Below are 16,506 nucleotides of genomic sequence, written 5' to 3' on the forward strand. Positions count from 1 at the left end.
TGGGTGTAGTCCGCGTCAGCCAGGCGCGGGTCCGCAGCACCACGCGTGGCTCCACGGGAGCGATGAGACGTGCCGCCCGAGGGCGCGCGTCGTGGGACCTCGCTCCCTCGCGTGACCGGACGGCAGGGGACAGCAGCCCGGTCACCCCATGAGGACGGCCGGCCCGGGGGACGCCCCGGGTCGGCCGTTCCGCGTGTCCGGCTCCGCTACGCGCGGCCCGCGCCTCGGCGACGAAAGGCCAGGAACAGCGCGCCCCCGGCGGCCACCAGCGCGGCCCCCGCGAAGCCGACCAGGCCCGCCGTGCTGCCGGTGGAGGCCAGCGGACCGCCGCCCGAGGAGGTCTTCGGCGGCGTGGTCCCGGCGCTCGGGGTGGCCGACGGCGAAGCGGAGGCCGACGCCGAGGCGGTCGGCTTCGGCGCCGTCGCGGAGGGGCTCGGAGCGGGACCGCTCGGGTTCACCGTGATGGTGGCCAGGTTGTTGGCCAGGACCGGGTCGAAGGGGTGCCGCTGGGGTTCGCCCCCGGGGCCGGGCCGGCCGACCGTGATGGCGCCGCGGGCGTCCGGGACGGCCTTGTCGATCCGCAGCTCGAAGGGGAACTCCGCCTTCTCGGACTCCAGCAGCGACGAACCGGTGCTGCAGAGGTAGCGGGGCGCCGCCGCGGTGCCGGCGGAGCGGCACGCCGCGGGGGCCGTGAGCACCTTCACGCCCGGCGGGACCACCACGTCCACGACGGCCGCCGGGGTGGTGGAGCGGGGGTCGAAGACCCAGGCCGGGCCCTGGTTGCGCACGGCGACCGCGGCCTTGACGGTGGCGCCGGCCTTGCCCTTGACGACGAGGGGCTCGGCCGCGAGGTCGGCGGTGTTCGGGACGGCGAAGTCGAACTCGCGCCGGTTGTCGGCCGGGTTGAGGTCGGGACCCCGCAGCGCCGGGGTGAGGGCCGCGGCCCTCTTCTTGGCGGTGAGCTTGCGGCCGGCGCCCTGACCGGTGCCCGTTGCGGTCCCGGGGGTCTTGCCCGCGGGGTCCTTCGCGCTCTGGTCACCGGGCTTCGCGTCCGCGCCCGTCTGCGCCTGCTCCGTCTTCACCGGGGCCGCGGCCGGGTAGATCCCGTAGCCGAGCAGCTCGGCGCGGGCGTGACCGGTGGCCTTCAGGTGCAGGGGGCTGTCGCCCGCCAGCTCGTAGCTGGCATCGGCCTCGAACTCCCCGTCGACCGTGCAGATCGCGGTGGTGGAGGTGCGCGTGGTGCGGTACTCGCAGTTGTCGTACCGCTCGGCCAGCTCCATCCCGCGGCTGGCCTCCAGCTCCAGGACGACGCCCTTCGCGGACTGCGTGCCCCGGTTGGAGAAGGCCAGGGGCAGCGGCTGGCTCTCGCCCGGCTTCGGGTCCCGCTTGAGCGCCATCTCCCCCATGACCAGGTCGGGACCGCCGACCGTGACGGCGGTGACGGCGGAGCGCACCGTGGCCCCGGAGACCGCGCCGGTGACCCGGATCTCGCCGGAGTCCTTGTTCTTGGCGTCCTTCGCGGCGGTGACCTCCAGGACGACGCCGGGACGGGAGCCGGGGCGCACCCCCTGCTCGGTGCAGACGAGGGTGCTCGCGACGGGCTTGCACTTGGCGGCCCGGCCGGTCCCGCCGGCGGCCGCCTCCCGGACCGAGGCCACGCCCGCGACCTTGGTCAGGTCGACGGTGAAGGTGACCTCGGTGCCGATGCCCTCGGCGGTGCCCGGATAGTCCAGGCGCACGTCCAGGGCGACCGGCTTCGGGGAGCCCGCGGCCGGGTGGAGCGGGAGGGCGAGGGCGGCCGGAGCCGTCAGCGTGAGGACGGGTTCCGCGGCGTACGCGGGGGTGATGGCGGTGGCCAGCCCCGCGGCGACCAGGCCGCAGGCGGCCGGCAGGGAGATGCGCTGTCTCATGCCCCCTGTGACCGCCGGACCCCGGCGACAGTTGCACTCCTGGGCATGTGACCGACACCACACCCCTGCCGGAAGGATTCCGGTACAACCTTCTCCGGCAACCGCCTGTCCACTCTTGTACCGCGGTGAGTACCGCGCTCGGAGGGGGAGCGCGGTACTCATCGCGGTCAGTGCTCGGGTTCCGGTTGCCTCGGGGGCACCGCGGGGACCGCCAGGAAGGGCAGCCGCAACGCACCGAAGGCCTCCTTCGGGACGGCCGGCCGGGCCGGCTCCACCGCCGCGAGACGCACGTACGCCGCGCCCTGCTCGGGCCGCGGGTCCTCCTCGCCGTTGTTCGGCCAGTACGACATCGCCCGCTCGGCCTGCGCCGTGATCGTCAGGGACGGGTTGACCCCGAGGTTCGCGGAGACCGCCGCACCGTCGACGACGGAGATGCCCGGGTGCCCGTAGAGCCGGTGGTACGGGTCCACCACGCCCTCCTCGGGCGAGGCGCCGATCGGGCAGCCGCCGAGGAAGTGCGCGGTGAGCGGGGTGCCCATCAGTTCGCCGACGTTGCTGCCCGGGAAGCCGTTGATCTCCTCGGCCAGCAGGGTCGCGGCCCGGGTGGCCTCCTCGATCTGCACCGGGTTGGGGGCGCCGTGCCCCTGGCGGGCCGTCAGCAGGCCTTTCCCGATGCCGCCGGGCTTGCGGTAGGTCGTCAGCGAGTTGTCGAGGGACTGCATGACCAGACCGATGATGGTCCGCTCCGACCAGCGGCGGTTGGACAGCGAGCGGGCCAGCTGCACGGGGTGCTTCGCGGTGCGGGCGAACCAGGCCCGGACCCGGTGGCGGCCGTAGGGCACCTGGAGGATGGTCAGGAACCCCATGGCGTTGGAGCCCTTGCCGTAGCGGACGGGCTCGATGTGGGTGTCGGCGTCGGGGTGCACGGAGGAGGTGATGGCCACGCCCCGGGTGAAGTCCGCCGTCCGGTCGGCCCCGTGCCGCCTGCGGTAGCGGCGGTCGTCGGTCTGGGCGCCGACCAGGCCCTCGGAGTTGGTGCGGGTGAGGTCGCCGAGCCGGTCCGACAGCCGGGGCAGTTCGCCCCGGTCCTTCATGGTGTGCAGCAGGGTCTGGGTTCCGTAGGTGCCCGCCGCGACGACGACGTAGCGCGCCCGGAGCACCTTGGCCCGGCCCGTGCGGCGGTGGTCGGTGGGCACGGTGCGGACCCGGTAGCCGCCGTCCGGGTGCTCGGCGAGCGCGGTGACGGTGGTCATGGGGTGGATGACGGCCCCCGCCCGCTCGGCCAGGTGCAGGTAGTTCTCGTTCAGGGTGTTCTTGGCCCCGTGCCGGCAGCCCGTCATGCACTCCCCGCACTCGGTGCAGGAGGTGCGGGAAGGCCCGGCGCCGCCGAAGTAGGGGTCGGGCACCCGCTCCCCGGGCCGCACCCGCGCCCCGCCGTCGGCGTCCCGGCCGTCGCCGAAGAACACCCCGACCGGCGCCATGTGGAAGGAGTCCCCCACGCCCATCTTCTCGGCGGCGGCCTTGAGGTGGACGTCGGAGGGGGTGAGCGTCGGGTTGAGGCGCACGCCGAGCATCCGCTTGGCCTGCTCGTAGTACGGGGCGAGCTCCTCGCGCCAGTCGGTGATGGACGCCCACTGCCGGTCCTCGAAGAAGGCGGTGGGCGGCACGTACAGGGTGTTGGCGTAGTTGAGCGAGCCGCCGCCCACCCCGGCGCCCGCGAGCACCATCACGTTGCCGAGGAGGTGGATGCGCTGGATCCCGTACAGCCCGAGGGCCGGCGCCCACAGGTAGTTGCGCAGGTCCCAGCTGTTGCGGGGCAGGCTCTCGCGGGTGAAGCGGCGTCCGGCCTCCAGGACGCCGACCCGGTAGCCCTTCTCGGTGAGCCGCAGCGCCGAGACCGACCCTCCGAAGCCCGATCCGATGACGATGACGTCGTAGTCGTACGACACTGCGTGTGCCTCCCGGGCGATCGTGTCTGAATCGGAGGGTCGGGCGCCGGCGGGCCGGGCCTAGCGGAAGCGGAGGGCCTTCATCACCTTGAGGCTGCGGGTCATGAACTCCGCGTACTTCGCGTCGTCCATGCCCAGCGAGGGCGCCATCGGCAGCAGCCGCTGGTGGGCCACGGTCTGCGCCTCGGTGTACTTGAGGATCCCCTCGGAGCCGTGGCGGCGGCCGAGGCCGGACTCCTTCATGCCGCCCATGGGGGACTGGGCGCTGCCGTAGGCGGGGGCGTAGCCGTCGTTGATGTTGACGGTGCCGGTGCGCAGGCGGGCGGCGACGGCGTGACCGCGGCGGGCGTCCTTGGTCCAGACGCTGGAGTTGAGGCCGTAGGGGGTGGCGTTGGCCTGGGCGACGGCCTCGTCCTCGTCGGTGAACCGGTAGATCGAGACGACCGGGCCGAAGGTCTCCTCGGCGCAGACCGCCATGGGGGCCTCGACCCCGTCGAGGATGGTGGGTTCGTAGAAGAGGGGGCCGATGTCGGGACGGGCGGTACCGCCGGCGACGAGGGCGGCGCCCTTGGCGACGGCCTCGTCCACGTGCCGCTGCACGGTCTCCAGCTGACGCGTCCCGACGAGGGATCCCATGTCGGCCCCGTACGCGAGGGCGTGGCCGAGCCGCATGGCCTTGGTGCGGGCGGCGAAGCGCTCGACGAACGCGTCGGCGATCGAGGCGTGTACGTAGAGCCGCTCGATGGAGATGCAGAGCTGGCCGGCGGAGGAGAAGCAGGCGCGGACGGCTCCCGCGGCGGCCTTCTCCACGTCGGCGTCGGCCAGGACGAGCATGGCGTTCTTGCCGCCGAGCTCCAGGGAGACCCCGACCAGGCGGGCGGCCGCGCCCTGGGCGACCTCGCGGCCGGTACGGGTGGAGCCGGTGAAGGAGACGTAGTCGGCGTGCCGGACCACCTCGGGGCCGACGACCGGGCCCTCGCCGAGGACGACCTGGAAGACCTCGGCGGGCAGCCCGGCCTCGATCAGCAGGTCACGGGCCCACAGGGCGGTCAGCGCGGTCTCGGTGTCCGGCTTCATGACGACGGCGTTGCCCGAGACGAAGGCGGGCAGGGCGTCGCCGACGGACAGTTCGAGGGGGTAGTTCCAGGGGGCGATCTGCCCGACGACCCCGCGCGGCTGGCGCAGCTCGGTGACCTTGGTGAGGGTCGGCATGGCACCCGTGTGGCCCTTGGGGCGCAGGTAGGCGGGCGCCTTGCGGCCGTAGTGGCGGGCGGCGACGGCGACGGCCTGCACCTCCTCGTGGGCGTGCAGGCGCGCCTTGCCGGTCTCCAGCTGGATGAGGTCGAGGACCTCGCTCTGGCGGGCGAGGACCAGGTCGTGGAAGCGCAGCAGCACGGCCGCCCGCCGCCGGACGGGCACCGCGGCCCAGGCGCTCTGGGCGGCGCGGGCCTTCGTGAAGGCGGTGGCCACGTCCTCGGGGGTCGCTTCGGGGAGGTCCGCCAGCTTGTCCCCGGTGAAGGGGGTGTGGTTGGCGGTCCGCCCGGAGCCGATCACTCCGCGGGTCAGCCGGGTGACCAGTTCGGGGGTCACCACGTCGGCGGCGGTGCGGGCGCCGGCCGGGACCGGGGCGACCGGGTTGGTGGGCTGCGGTGCGGTGCGGAGGGGGGCGGCGGGGGCCTGCGAGTCCGTCATGGCGGTGAGCGTATGCCGCCCGCGGGCCTTTGGGTACCCGTGGGTAACCGTATTTTGCCAAGTCTGCCAGTGATCGCTGGCGCGATCGGCGGGGAGTGGCGCGATCACTGCGCCGGGCGGCCCCGCGGGCGGTCCGCCGCCCCCTCCGGCGCGCCCTCCGCCGCACCCTCCGGCACACCCTTCGCGGACACCTCCGCCCGGCCCGCCTCAGCCCTTCTTCGCCGGGGGCTGCCAGCCGGTGAGCACCGTGTCGAACTGCTGGCGGATCTTGGCCCACTCGTTCGCCGGACCGGACATGTACACCGCGTACTCGGTGTTGTCCGGGCTGACGTACATCTGCTCGATGGCCCGGCGCGGGCCCGCGTGGGGCGCCTTCTCGGTCCAGGAGAAGTCCCACAGCCCGGCCCGGGTGGTGTCCCGGAAGCTGTTCTGGTCCAGCACCTCGCGCTTGTAGTCCATGCGCTCCTTGAGCTGCTTCTCCATGTCGAGGAGGTGCATGTACGGGTTCGCGTAGTCGGGGGTGGTGTCGATGGCGATCCGGATGAGGTGACGGCCGTTGTCGGGGGTGTAGTCGATCTGGTTGCCGTCCATCTGGCGCTTCCAGCCCACCGGGACGAACAGCGAGAAGCCCGCCGGGTCCTCCACCTTGACGAAACCGGCCGGCGGGGTCGCCACCGCGGCGCCCGCCTTGCCGTCGTCGCCCGGTCCCGAACGGTCCGGGGCGCTCACCGCCTTGTCGGCGGAGCCTTCGTCCTGGACCCCCTCGCCCTGGCCGTCGAGGTACTTGAGCACCCCGAACACCCCGCCGCCGCCGAGCAGCGCCGCCACCAGGGCCACGGCGGCGGCCCGCTTGAGCCGCCCGGACGGACGCCCGGCGGGGGCCCCGGGGGACTCCCGGAGCGCGGTGGTCTGGGCGGGAACGGCCGGCTCCGGCCGCGCGGGCTCGGCGGACCGGGCGGGCGCCCGCTCCTCGGCGGTGACCGCGCGCGTGGGCACGTACGCCTGCGCCGCCTTCGGCTCGCGGCCCTCCATCGCCTCGATCAGCATCCGCTCTGCCTCGGCGGCCGAGGGCCGCTGGGCCGGGTCCTTGCGCAGGAGCGCGGTGATGACCGGGCCGAGGGGGCCGGACTGGCGCGGGACGGGCGGCTCGTCGTTGACGACCGCCTGGAGGCTGGAGATGGGCGAGGTCCGCCGGAACGGCGAGCGGGCCTCGACCGCCGTGTACAGGGTCGCGCCCAGCGACCACAGGTCGGAGGAGGGGTCGGGGGCACCGCCGGTGACCCGCTCCGGAGCCAGGTAGTCGATGGAGCCGACGAGCTCGCCGGTGCGCGTGATCGACGAGTCGCCCTCGATCGCGGCGATCCCGAAGTCGGTCAGCAGCACCCGGCCGTCCTTGGCCAGCAGCACGTTGCCCGGCTTCACGTCGCGGTGCAGCACGCCGACCGCGTGCGCGGCGCGCAGGGCGCCCAGCACGTGCAGGCCGATCCGGGCCGCCTCGCGGGGCTCGATGCGCCCGGCCGCCTTGGCGGCCTCCGCGAGGGAGGGGCCGTCGATGTACTCCATGACGATCCACGGCCGGTCGTCGTGTTCCAGCACGTCGTGGACGGTGACGACCGCCGGGTGCTGGATCCGGGCCGCGGCCCGGGCCTCTTTCTGCGTGCGGGCGTGCAGGACTTCCCGATCGGCCTGGGCCACGTACAGACCCGCCGTCAGTTCCTTGACCGCCACGGTCCTGTGCAGCAGCTCGTCGTGCGCGCGCCACACCTTGCCCATGCCGCCGCTGCCGATGGGATCGACGAGCCTGTACCGGCCCGCGAGCACCGCACCCGCGCCTGTCTGCTGTTCCACGAATTCCCGCCGCTCTGTACTCTCCGGGCCAGATTACGGAGCCTGCGGGCGCTGCCGGAACCGCGCGGGGCCGGTGAGACAGCACTGTGACGCAATCGCCGTACTGACATCCAGTCAGCCACCCGCCTGGTAACTCGCCGTGGCCTTCTCGAAGACGTCGGTGACCTTGTCCTCCTCGTCCTTCGGGCCGGTCACCATGACGACGTGGTAGCTGCCCCCGAGGGCGACGACGAAGTTGCGGGCCAGGACGGACCGGCCCGTCGAGTCGATCCAGGTGTAGCGGCCGGTGACGCGCAACTGACCGGCGACCGTGGTGCTCTTGACGTCCCCCGACTCCGCCCAGGTGGAGTTGCGGTACGGGGACAGCTCCGGCTCCTTGTCCTGCTGGTAGGCCTTCGGGTCCGGGTTGCCCTCGACCCGGTCCCGGCCCGGGACCACGACCAGGGTGAACGCGCCCTGCGTGTAGCGCACCTGGCCGGCCTCGTTGATGCTCCGGCGGGTCCAGCCCTGGGGGACGGCGACCGTGAAGTGCTCCGGGTCCCGCTCCAGGGTGTAGCCCTCGGGGGCGTTCGGCTGATGGGCGGGCTTGGACTGCGGGGTTCCGGCGGGGGTCCCGGAGGGGCTGCGGCCCGGGGTCGCCGCGCCGGGGGCGGAGCCGGACGGGCTCGGGCGGGCGGGGCTCTGCGCGGCCGTGGGCTGCCGGCCCCGCTGCTCACCGGTACCGGCGGAACGCGGCATGAACAGCATCGCGTAGGCGACGGCGGCGGCCAGCAGGGCCAGGACGCCGACCAGCAGGGTCCGGCCGAGGGAACGCGGCCCCCGGGGGGCGACGGGGTTGCGGTGGCGGCCGTGCAGGTCGCCGCGCCGGCGGACGACGGGCAGCCGGGTGGGATCCGGCTCCGGTACCGGCAGCACCGCCAGGTCCCCGTCGGGCTCCGGGGCGGAGCGCACGAGGGAGCGCAGCCAGCCGCGCAGCTCCTCGAAATCGGGCCGCTCGGTGGGGTCCTGGCGCAGCAGCGACTCCACGACGGGGCGCAGCGGGCCGCACTCCTCGGCGAAGGCGGGCGGCTCCGCGCAGACCATCTCGACCAGTTCGGCGACGCTGTCCTCGGGGTACGGGGCGTGTCCCTGCACCGCGCGGTAGAGCAGGGCGCCGAGGGCCCACAGGTCGGTGGCGGGGCCGACGAGCGCGGCCAGCTGCCAGTGGCCGTGGACGGGACCGGCCTGCTCCGGCGCCCAGCGCTCGGTGACGGGGCCGACGACGGCCATCCGGGTCTGGCGGGCCCGCTCGGCGTCGAGGCCGGTGCGCGGGCCGCCGCCCCAGGCGCCGGCGGCCGCTCCGGCCGGGACGGCCCGCGGGGACGGGAGCGGACGGGGCCGGTCCGGGGTGGCCGGGGGTGGGCCGGGGACGGCGGGCGGTGCGGCGGGGGCGGGGGTAGGGGCTGCGGGCGCGTCGGCCTGGTGGTAGCCCTGCGGGAGGGCGAGCCGGGCGGGCAGGGCGGGGCGGGCCGGCTCGGGCAGCGCGCCGGCCCGTGCTCCGGGCCCCGCGGGCCACTCCGACTGCGGCCGGCCCGCCCACTCCGGCCGCGGCTCCTGATCCGGCTGCGACCCGTACGCCTCCGGCTCGTACGGCTCCTGCCCGTACGGCTCCTGCCCGTACGGCTCCGGCTCATACGGCTCCTGCCCGTACGCCTCCGGCTCGTGCTCCGCCTCCGGCCCGAGCTCCTGCTGCGGCTCCGGTTCGGCGGGGCGGCGGGGGGTGGCGCCGTGCCAGGGCGCCGGAGCGGCGGTGTCCGGCCCGCCGTACGGGTACGCGTACTCCTGCGGCAGGTTGGCCCCGGTCGGCGGCAGTTGCGGCACCACCACCGGCCCGCGCTCGCCCCGGTCCCGCTCCACCTTGGCGGCGGCGGCCCGGGTCCCGGCCCGGTAGGCCGCGATGGTTCCGGCGCGGGCGTCGGCTTCCGCGGCGGCCCGGTCCTGCGGGGGCCGCACGGGCTCCGGGACGATGTGGTCGGAGTAGCGCGGTCCGGTGTCGTACCCGGGCGCCACGAGGGGCGCGTACACCGGCTCCCCGGCCGGGGGCGCGGCGGGCGGGGGGCCGTGGGCCGGCGGGGGCGGTAAGGGCGGCGGGGCTCCGCCCCATCCGGGGCCGGTACCGGCGTCCCCGACGTCCCCGGCGTCCGATGCGGGCTCGGGCGCCGGGACCGGGTCGTACCCGCACAGGGCCTCCTCGGCCGCGCCCGCCGCCAGGCCCGTCAGGACGACCCGTCCGTCCTCGCATATCAGCACGGTCCGGACGGTGATGTTGCGGTGCGTCCAGCCGTGCGCGTGCAGCACGCGCAGTGCGGTCAGTACGTCGGAGGCCACTTCGGCCGCCCTGTAGGGACTCAGCGGTTCATCGGCGATCAGCGCGGCCAGCGGCCTGGCGGGGACGAGTTCGCTCACTATCCACAGCGACTCGCCCTCCGCGAACACGTCGAAGACCTGGTCCAGCCGGGGGTGGTCCGGTACGGAGGCGGCGGCCTGGGCGGCGGCGATCGCCCTGCGCACCGCGGGGAGTTCCCCGGCCGCCCCCGGCCGGGCAGGGGTCCCGTCGAGCAGCTCCGCGTCGACGACCTCCGGCAACGGCACCTGGTGTACGAGGACTTCCTGACCGCTGCGCGTGTCGAAGGCGCGGGTCTCTATCAGCTCGTACTCGTCGGAGGGCGGCAGCGGCAGGCGGTAGCGCTCGGCCAGGATCCGGCCCGCGTACTCCTCCACATCGCCTCCCCCGAGTGCGGGGGCACCTGCCGGCGGCAGCCGGACGAGGGGTCCCCCATGGCCCCGCTGAACACGATACGTCGCCCGGGGCGCCCGCGTCCCGGGCTTGCGGGGCCCGTCAGCCCAAGGACTGGAAGGTCTGGAACGCCGTGTTGCGCAGCTGCGTGCATTCCGGGCCGTCCCACTGGTCGGCGGCGCAGGTGATCATGATCGCGTAGCCGTGCTTCGCGTCCATCCGGAAGCCCCGGTCGAGGACCCGGACCTTGACGCCCTTCTGCTCCCGCTCGAACTCCCAGTCGGCGACGGTCGGATAGCCCCGGTAGTCCACCGTCTCCAGGCGTACGAGGTGGTAGCCCTTGCTGCTGCCGGCCACGCCGGGGGCTATCTCCAGCCAGGCGGCGCGGGCGTCGGAGCCCGGACTGTCGGTGTAGTCGACCTGGATGCGCGGGAACCCGCCGTCGCGGCTGTAGATCGCGCCGGAGTCCTGGCCCGCGGTGTCGGTCTGGTGGAAGCCCTCGGGCATCCCCATCGAGAAGTGGTACCGCAGGTCCGTCACCGTGCCGAAACCGGCCGGGAGGGCGCCGCCGTTGTTGCCGGGACTGGCGCCCTGGCCCTGGCTGCTCTGCGCCTGGCCGGTGTCCTGGCCCTGCCCCTGGCCCTGCCCCTGGCCCGGGTCGCCGCTCGGGCTGCCGCTGGGCGCGGCCGGGCTCGGGCCTGCGGACGGGGAGGAACCGGCCGAGGCTGCGGGGGAAGCCGCGGGCGAGGCGGCGGGGGCCTGGGCGCCCGGGGACTTGGCCCCGGACGCGGCGGGGGTGGGCCCGCCCTTGCCCTCGTTCTTGCGGCCTGAGTCCTTGTCGCCGCCGCTGAGGAGGTAACCGATCAGCGTGCCGAGCACGGCCAGGACGACGACCACGCCGGCCACCGCGAGGACGATGGTGCGGCGCGACATCACGTCGGTGAGCGGCGCCTTCACCGGTGCGGGCCTGGCCGGCGGGGCCGCGGCAGCGGCGGCGGCCGCCTTGCGGGCCGACTTCAGCGCGGCGCGGGTGCGTTCGCGCTGTTCGCGGTCCCGCCGCTCGCGTTCCTTCTTCGCCGCCTTCTCGGCTGCCTTCTCCGCCTCGACGTCCGCCTTGGTGAGGGATATCGCCCGGGTCTCCTCGACCGCCGGGACCGGCTCGGCCACCGGCTCGGGCTCGGGGTCGGGGGCGTTGAGCACCGCCGTGAGCATCGCCCTGGCCGCGTCGTCGTCCAGCCGCCCGGCCGGGTCCTTGACCAGCAGCCCGTAGATGATCTCGGTCAGCGGACCGGCGTTCTTCGGCGGGTCCACCGGCTCGGTCATCACGGCGGTGAGGGTGGCGAGCGCGGAGCCCTTGTCGTACGGGGGCACGCCCTCCACGGCCGCGTACAGGAGTCCTCCGAGGGACCACATGTCGGCGGGCGGGCCGGGCTTCTGGCCGCGGGCGCGTTCCGGGGAGATGTAGGAGGGGGCGCCGACGAGCATGCCGGTGGAGGTGATCGAGGGGTCGCCCTCGACCTGTGCGATGCCGAAGTCGGTGAGCACGACGCGACCGCTCGCGGCGATGAGCACGTTGGACGGCTTCACGTCGCGGTGCAGGATGCCCTGGCCGTGCGCGGCGCGGAGCACGTCGAGGACCGCGAGGCCGACCTCGGCGGCGCGGCGCGGGGTCAGGGGCCCGTTCTCCCGGATGAACTCGGCGAGGGAGGCGCCCTCGACGAGCTCCATGACGATCCAGGGACGGCCGTCCTCGTCGACGACGTCGAAGACGGTGACGGCGCCCTCGCTGCGGATCCGCGCGATCGCCTTGGCCTCGCGGAGGGTACGGGTGATGAGGCGGCGCTTCTCGTCCTCGTCCACGCCGGTGCTGAAGCGGAGTTCCTTGACGGCGACGGTGCGTCCGAGGACCTCGTCCTCGGCCCGCCACACGGTGCCCATGCCGCCCTTGCCGAGCACGGCCCCGAGCCGGTACCGCCGGGCGAGCAGCCGTCCCCGGTCCTTGCCGTCGTCGGCCTTGCCGTCGTCGGCCTTGCCGTCGTCGGCCTTGGCGGCCTCCGGGCCCTCGTCGTCGGCCTTGCCCGCGACGCCGGGAGCACCCGTCCCGGTGCCGTCGGCGGGGGCCGCGCCGGAGGTGGCCTTCGGGCCCGCGGGCTTCGACCCGCCGGGGGCACCGCCCTTCGCGGCCGCGGACTGCGCGTCCGCCTTCGCGGGCTCCGCACGGTCGTCGGCGGCGTCGGCGGCGGGCTCCTCGGTGGCGGGGGCGTCCGCCTTCGGGTCGGCCGCCCCGGAGCCGGACTTCACGAGGGAGGGCTTCACGAGGGGGGCCTTCGCGCCGTCCTCGGCATCCGCCGGCCCGGCATCGGCGGCGGGCTCCGTCTCCGCCGCACCACCCCGGCCGGATCCGGCCTTGACGTCCGCCGCGGCGGACCCGGCGTCAGCCGCGGGGGCGTCGTCCGCCGCGGACTTCGATCCGTCAGCGGTGGTGCCCGGCCCGCGGGAAGCGGCGCGCCCGGCCGGCTCCGCGTCCGGCTCCGCCCCGCCGTCGGCGGGATCCGCGGACTCCCCGGGCCCGTCCGCCGCAACGGCGGCGGACTTACCCGCGGCGGGCTTCCCCGCGGCGGACTTCGCGGCAACGGGCTTCCCGGCAGCGGAGGTCCCGCCGGCGGAACGCGCCTTCGGCACCTTCACGGACCCGGCGCCGGCGCCCCCGGACGCGGTCGCCGCGTCACCGTCCAGCTCCGCCGCAGGCGACCCGGCTGGCGCCCCGGCAGGCGATTCGGTGTGCTCCGGCTTCGACATGCGTCCCCTCTGCGTTCGTGCAGCCTGCCCCGGCTGCCCCGGCAGCCGCCGGGGGGCACGGTAACCCACCCCGGCAGAAACCTCATTGTTGCTCACTCCGCATCGGACGGAAGCCCCGGGTCCGACGGTTCCCCCCGCCGCATCGCGGAGTTACAACGGAACGATGTCCGGCGCCCCCAGCCGCGCCGCGTCCGCCGTCTGGTCGTCCGGCTGGCGCTGGGACTCGCGCTCCGCCTGGACCCTCTTCTCGTAGTGTTCGACCTCCTTCTCGATCTGCTGCTTGTCCCACCCCAGCACCGGAGCCATCAATTCCGCGCACTCGCGGGCCGATCGGGTCCCCCGGTCGAAGGTCTCGATCGAGATCCGGGTGCGCCGCGTCAGGACGTCGTCCAGGTGCCGGGCCCCCTCGTGCGAGGCGGCGTAGACGACCTCGGCCCGCAGGTAGTCGTCCGCCCCGGTCAGCGCCTCGCCCAGCGACGGGTCGGCCGCGATCAGTTCGAGGATCTCCTCCGTCAGGGATCCGTACCGGTTCAACAGGTGTTCCACCCGCACCACATGGAGCCCCGTTCGCGCCGCCGTCCCCGCGCGGGCGTTCCACAGGGCCCGGTACCCCTCGGCCCCCACCAGGGGGACGTCCTCCGTGACGCACTCCGCCACCCGCCGGTCGAGCCCGTGCACCGCCTCGTCGACCGCGTCCTTGGCCATCACCCGGTACGTCGTGTACTTGCCGCCGGCCACCACCACCAGGCCCGGCACCGGATGGGCCACGGTGTGCTCGCGCGAGAGCTTGCTCGTCGCGTCCGACTCCCCGGCCAGCAGTGGCCGCAGGCCCGCGTAGACCCCTTGGACGTCGTCCCGGGTCAGCGGCACCGCCAGCACCGAGTTCACGTGCTCCAGCAGGTAGTCGATGTCCGCGCTCGAAGCGGCCGGGTGGGCCTTGTCCAGGTCCCAGTCGGTGTCGGTGGTGCCCACGATCCAGTGGCGGCCCCACGGGATGACGAACAGCACCGACTTCTCCGTCCGCAGGATCAGCCCGGTGCTCGAATGGATCCGGTCCTTCGGGACGACCAGGTGGATCCCCTTCGACGCCCGTACGTGGAACTGCCCCCGCTCCCCGATGAGCGCCTGGGTGTCGTCGGTCCACACCCCGGTCGCGTTGACCACCTGCTGGGCGCGGATCTCGTACTCCCCGCCACCCTCCACGTCCCGGACCCGGGCCCCCACCACCCGTTCGCCCTCGCGCAGGAAGCCGACCACCCTCGCCCGGTTGGCGCAGTGCGCCCCGTAGGCGGCGGCCGTCCGCACGAGGGTGGCGACGTAGCGGGCGTCGTCCATCTGGGCGTCGTAGTACTGCAGGGCGCCCACCAGCGCGTCCCTGCGCAGGGCCGGCGCGATCCGCAGCGCCCTGCGGCGCGAGAGGTGCCGGTGGGTGGGCAGGCCGCGCCCGTGCCCGCTGGAGAACGACATGGCGTCGTAGAGGGCCACGCCCGAACCGGCGTAGAAACGCTCCCAGGCCTTGTGCTGGAGCGGGTACAGGAACGGCACGGGCTTCACCAGGTGCGGGGCGAGGCGCTCCAGCAGCAGGCCGCGCTCCTTCAGCGCCTCCCGTACGAGAGCGAAGTCGAGCATCTCCAGGTACCTGAGCCCGCCGTGGATGAGCTTGCTCGACCGGCTCGACGTGCCCGACGCCCAGTCCCGGGCCTCCACCAGACCCGTCGAAAGGCCCCGGGTGACCGCGTCCAGCGCCGTTCCGGCACCGACCACCCCCGCGCCGACGACCAGCACGTCCAGTTCCCGCTCGGCCATCCGGGCGAGCGCCTCCGCCCGCTGCGCCGGCCCCAGTGTCGCTGTCCTCACGGCTGCCTCCCGTTGGTGCGGGCAGAACCCGCTCGATGCGGGTGATCCCGCTCACATCTCCCGTTTCACGATTCTGACCGGCCGCACCGACATCAGCCACCGGCTGTGGACAACACAACGGTAGCCACCGCCCCGCAATGCGACATATCTGTCATATATACGCCTAGTCTGACATTGCGCCAGCTCCAGGCGGCCTCCGGACCCGTCCGGACCCCCCGCCCCGGGACGCGCGCGCACCGCCCCCTCATGCCAGGGAAGGGAAGGGACGGCCACCCATGCCCGCAGATCTCGCCGTCATCGGACTCGGCCACCTCGGCCTCCCCCTCGCGCAGGCGGCCGTCGCCGCCGGGATCGAGACCATCGGCTACGACAGCGGCCCCGCCACGGACAGCAGCCTCACCGCGGCCGAGGTCCGCCGCATGTCGGCGGCCGGCTTCCGGGTCACCACCAACCCCGCCGACCTCGGCCGGGTCCGCACCGCCGTCGTCTGCGCCCCCACCCAGCTCGGCGCCGACCGGGCGCTGGACCTCTCCGCCGTCGGCGAGGCGGGCCGCGCGCTCGCCGCCAGGCTGCGCCCGCACACCACGGTGATCCTCGAATCCGCCGTCCACCCGGGCGTCACCGAGGACTACCTGCGCCCCATCCTGGAGAGCGGCTCCGGACTGCGCGCCGGGCGCGACTTCCACCTGGCCTACTCCCCCGCCCGCCACGACCCCGGCAACCGCACCCACGGCATCGCCAACACCCCCAAGGTCATCGGCGGCCTCACCCCCGCCTGCACCGAATCCGCGCACGCCTTCTACGCCCGCCTCACCGAGAAGGTGGTGCGCGCCCGCGGCCTGCGCGAGGCCGAGACGGTCCAGCTCCTGGAGACCAACTACCGGCACGTGAACATCGCCCTCATGAACGAGATGGCGGTCCTCTGCCACGACCTCGGCGTCGACCTCTGGGACGTCGTCCGGTGCGCCGAGACGAAGCCGTACGGGTTCCAGGCCTTCCGTCCGGGCCCGGGCGTCGGCGGACACGGCGTCCCCCTCGACCCCAACTACCTCCCGCACACCACCCGCACCCCCGGGCACCCGCTGCGCATGGTCGGCCTGGCGCAGGAGATCAACAACCGGATGCCGCAATACGTCATCCAGCGTTCGGCCACCCTGCTGAACGAGCACGGCAAATCCGCCCGCGGCGCCCGCGTCCTGCTGCTCGGCGTCACCTACAAGCAGGACCTCGCCGACCAGGAGGGCTCCCCGGCCCGCGAGATCGCCAGCCGCCTCCTCGACCTCGGGGCCCTGGTCAGCTACCACGACCCGTACGTCGCGGGCTGGCGGGTGCGCGACCGGCCGGTGCCGCGCGCCGATTCGCTCTACGAGGCCGCCGCGAACGCCGACCTGACGATCCTGCTCCAGCACCACCGCACGTACGACCTCCAGGGGCTCGCGGTGAAGGCCCAGCTGCTCCTCGACACCCGGGGCGCCAGCCCGGCCGGCGCGGCCCACCGCCTCTGACCCCGGGCGGCACCCGGGCGGGGGGGCCGCGCTCCCGCCCGGGTCACACCCCGGTTCCGGCGCCCGAAAATCCCCCCGCCGGATGTCGGCGCCCCCTGCTAGCCTGCGGCGTCACTTATCTCGTACTTACGACTGACCAACGTACGTACGTGCGTGTTTCGCGATCCCTG

Annotated in this window: 8 protein-coding genes; 1 reads left to right on the forward strand and 7 read right to left on the reverse strand. The window is 74.6% G+C overall.

From position 1 onward, the window contains the following. Window positions 1-206: 206 nt before the first annotated feature. The 7 genes from OG295_RS13300 to OG295_RS13330 all read right to left on the reverse strand — a co-directional run bounded on the left by OG295_RS13300 (window position 207) and on the right by OG295_RS13330 (window position 14,831). Window positions 207-1,910, reverse strand: coding sequence for a peptidase (locus OG295_RS13300; RefSeq protein ID WP_371677080.1), 1,704 nt, complete (start codon window positions 1,908-1,910; stop codon window positions 207-209). A gap of 167 nt (window positions 1,911-2,077) precedes the next feature. Next, window positions 2,078-3,859, reverse strand: coding sequence for a GMC oxidoreductase (locus OG295_RS13305; protein ID WP_371677081.1), 1,782 nt, complete (start codon window positions 3,857-3,859; stop codon window positions 2,078-2,080). Between the two features lie 60 nt (window positions 3,860-3,919). Next, a complete protein-coding gene (locus OG295_RS13310) occupies window positions 3,920-5,551 on the reverse strand; it encodes a succinic semialdehyde dehydrogenase (RefSeq protein WP_371677082.1) in 1,632 nt (543 codons plus the stop codon). 207 nt (window positions 5,552-5,758) lie between these two features. Continuing rightward, a complete protein-coding gene (locus tag OG295_RS13315) occupies window positions 5,759-7,399 on the reverse strand; it encodes a protein kinase (protein WP_371677083.1) in 1,641 nt (546 codons plus the stop codon). A 114-nt stretch (window positions 7,400-7,513) separates the two neighbouring features. Next, the gene (locus OG295_RS13320) at window positions 7,514-10,159 is read right to left on the reverse strand and encodes a protein kinase (RefSeq protein ID WP_371677084.1); all 2,646 of its coding nucleotides are present in this window, start codon (window positions 10,157-10,159) and stop codon (window positions 7,514-7,516) included. 118 nt (window positions 10,160-10,277) lie between these two features. Next, window positions 10,278-12,974, reverse strand: coding sequence for a serine/threonine-protein kinase (locus OG295_RS13325; protein WP_371677085.1), 2,697 nt, complete (start codon window positions 12,972-12,974; stop codon window positions 10,278-10,280). 150 nt (window positions 12,975-13,124) lie between these two features. Next, window positions 13,125-14,831 carry a glycerol-3-phosphate dehydrogenase/oxidase gene (locus OG295_RS13330; RefSeq protein ID WP_371677086.1) on the reverse strand — a complete coding sequence of 569 codons (1,707 nt, stop codon included), beginning with the start codon at window positions 14,829-14,831 and terminating at the stop codon, window positions 13,125-13,127. A gap of 275 nt (window positions 14,832-15,106) precedes the next feature. Between OG295_RS13330 and OG295_RS13335 the strand changes: the two genes are divergently transcribed. Further along, window positions 15,107-16,336: a nucleotide sugar dehydrogenase gene (locus OG295_RS13335; protein ID WP_371677087.1), complete on the forward strand. Its 1,230-nt coding sequence runs from the start codon at window positions 15,107-15,109 to the stop codon at window positions 16,334-16,336. Window positions 16,337-16,506: the final 170 nt, after the last annotated feature.

Source organism: Streptomyces sp. NBC_01276, from assembly GCF_041435355.1.
GTDB lineage: Bacteria > Actinomycetota > Actinomycetes > Streptomycetales > Streptomycetaceae > Streptomyces.

Coding starts and splice junctions, on each gene's coding strand:
- OG295_RS13300 (WP_371677080.1), bottom strand. CDS start 1,910: ATGAGACAGCGCATCTCCCTGCCGGCCGCCTGCGGCCTGGTCGCCGCG.
- OG295_RS13310 (WP_371677082.1), bottom strand. CDS start 5,551: ATGACGGACTCGCAGGCCCCCGCCGCCCCCCTCCGCACCGCACCGCAG.
- OG295_RS13325 (WP_371677085.1), bottom strand. CDS start 12,974: ATGTCGAAGCCGGAGCACACCGAATCGCCTGCCGGGGCGCCAGCCGGG.
- OG295_RS13335 (WP_371677087.1), top strand. CDS start 15,107: ATGCCCGCAGATCTCGCCGTCATCGGACTCGGCCACCTCGGCCTCCCC.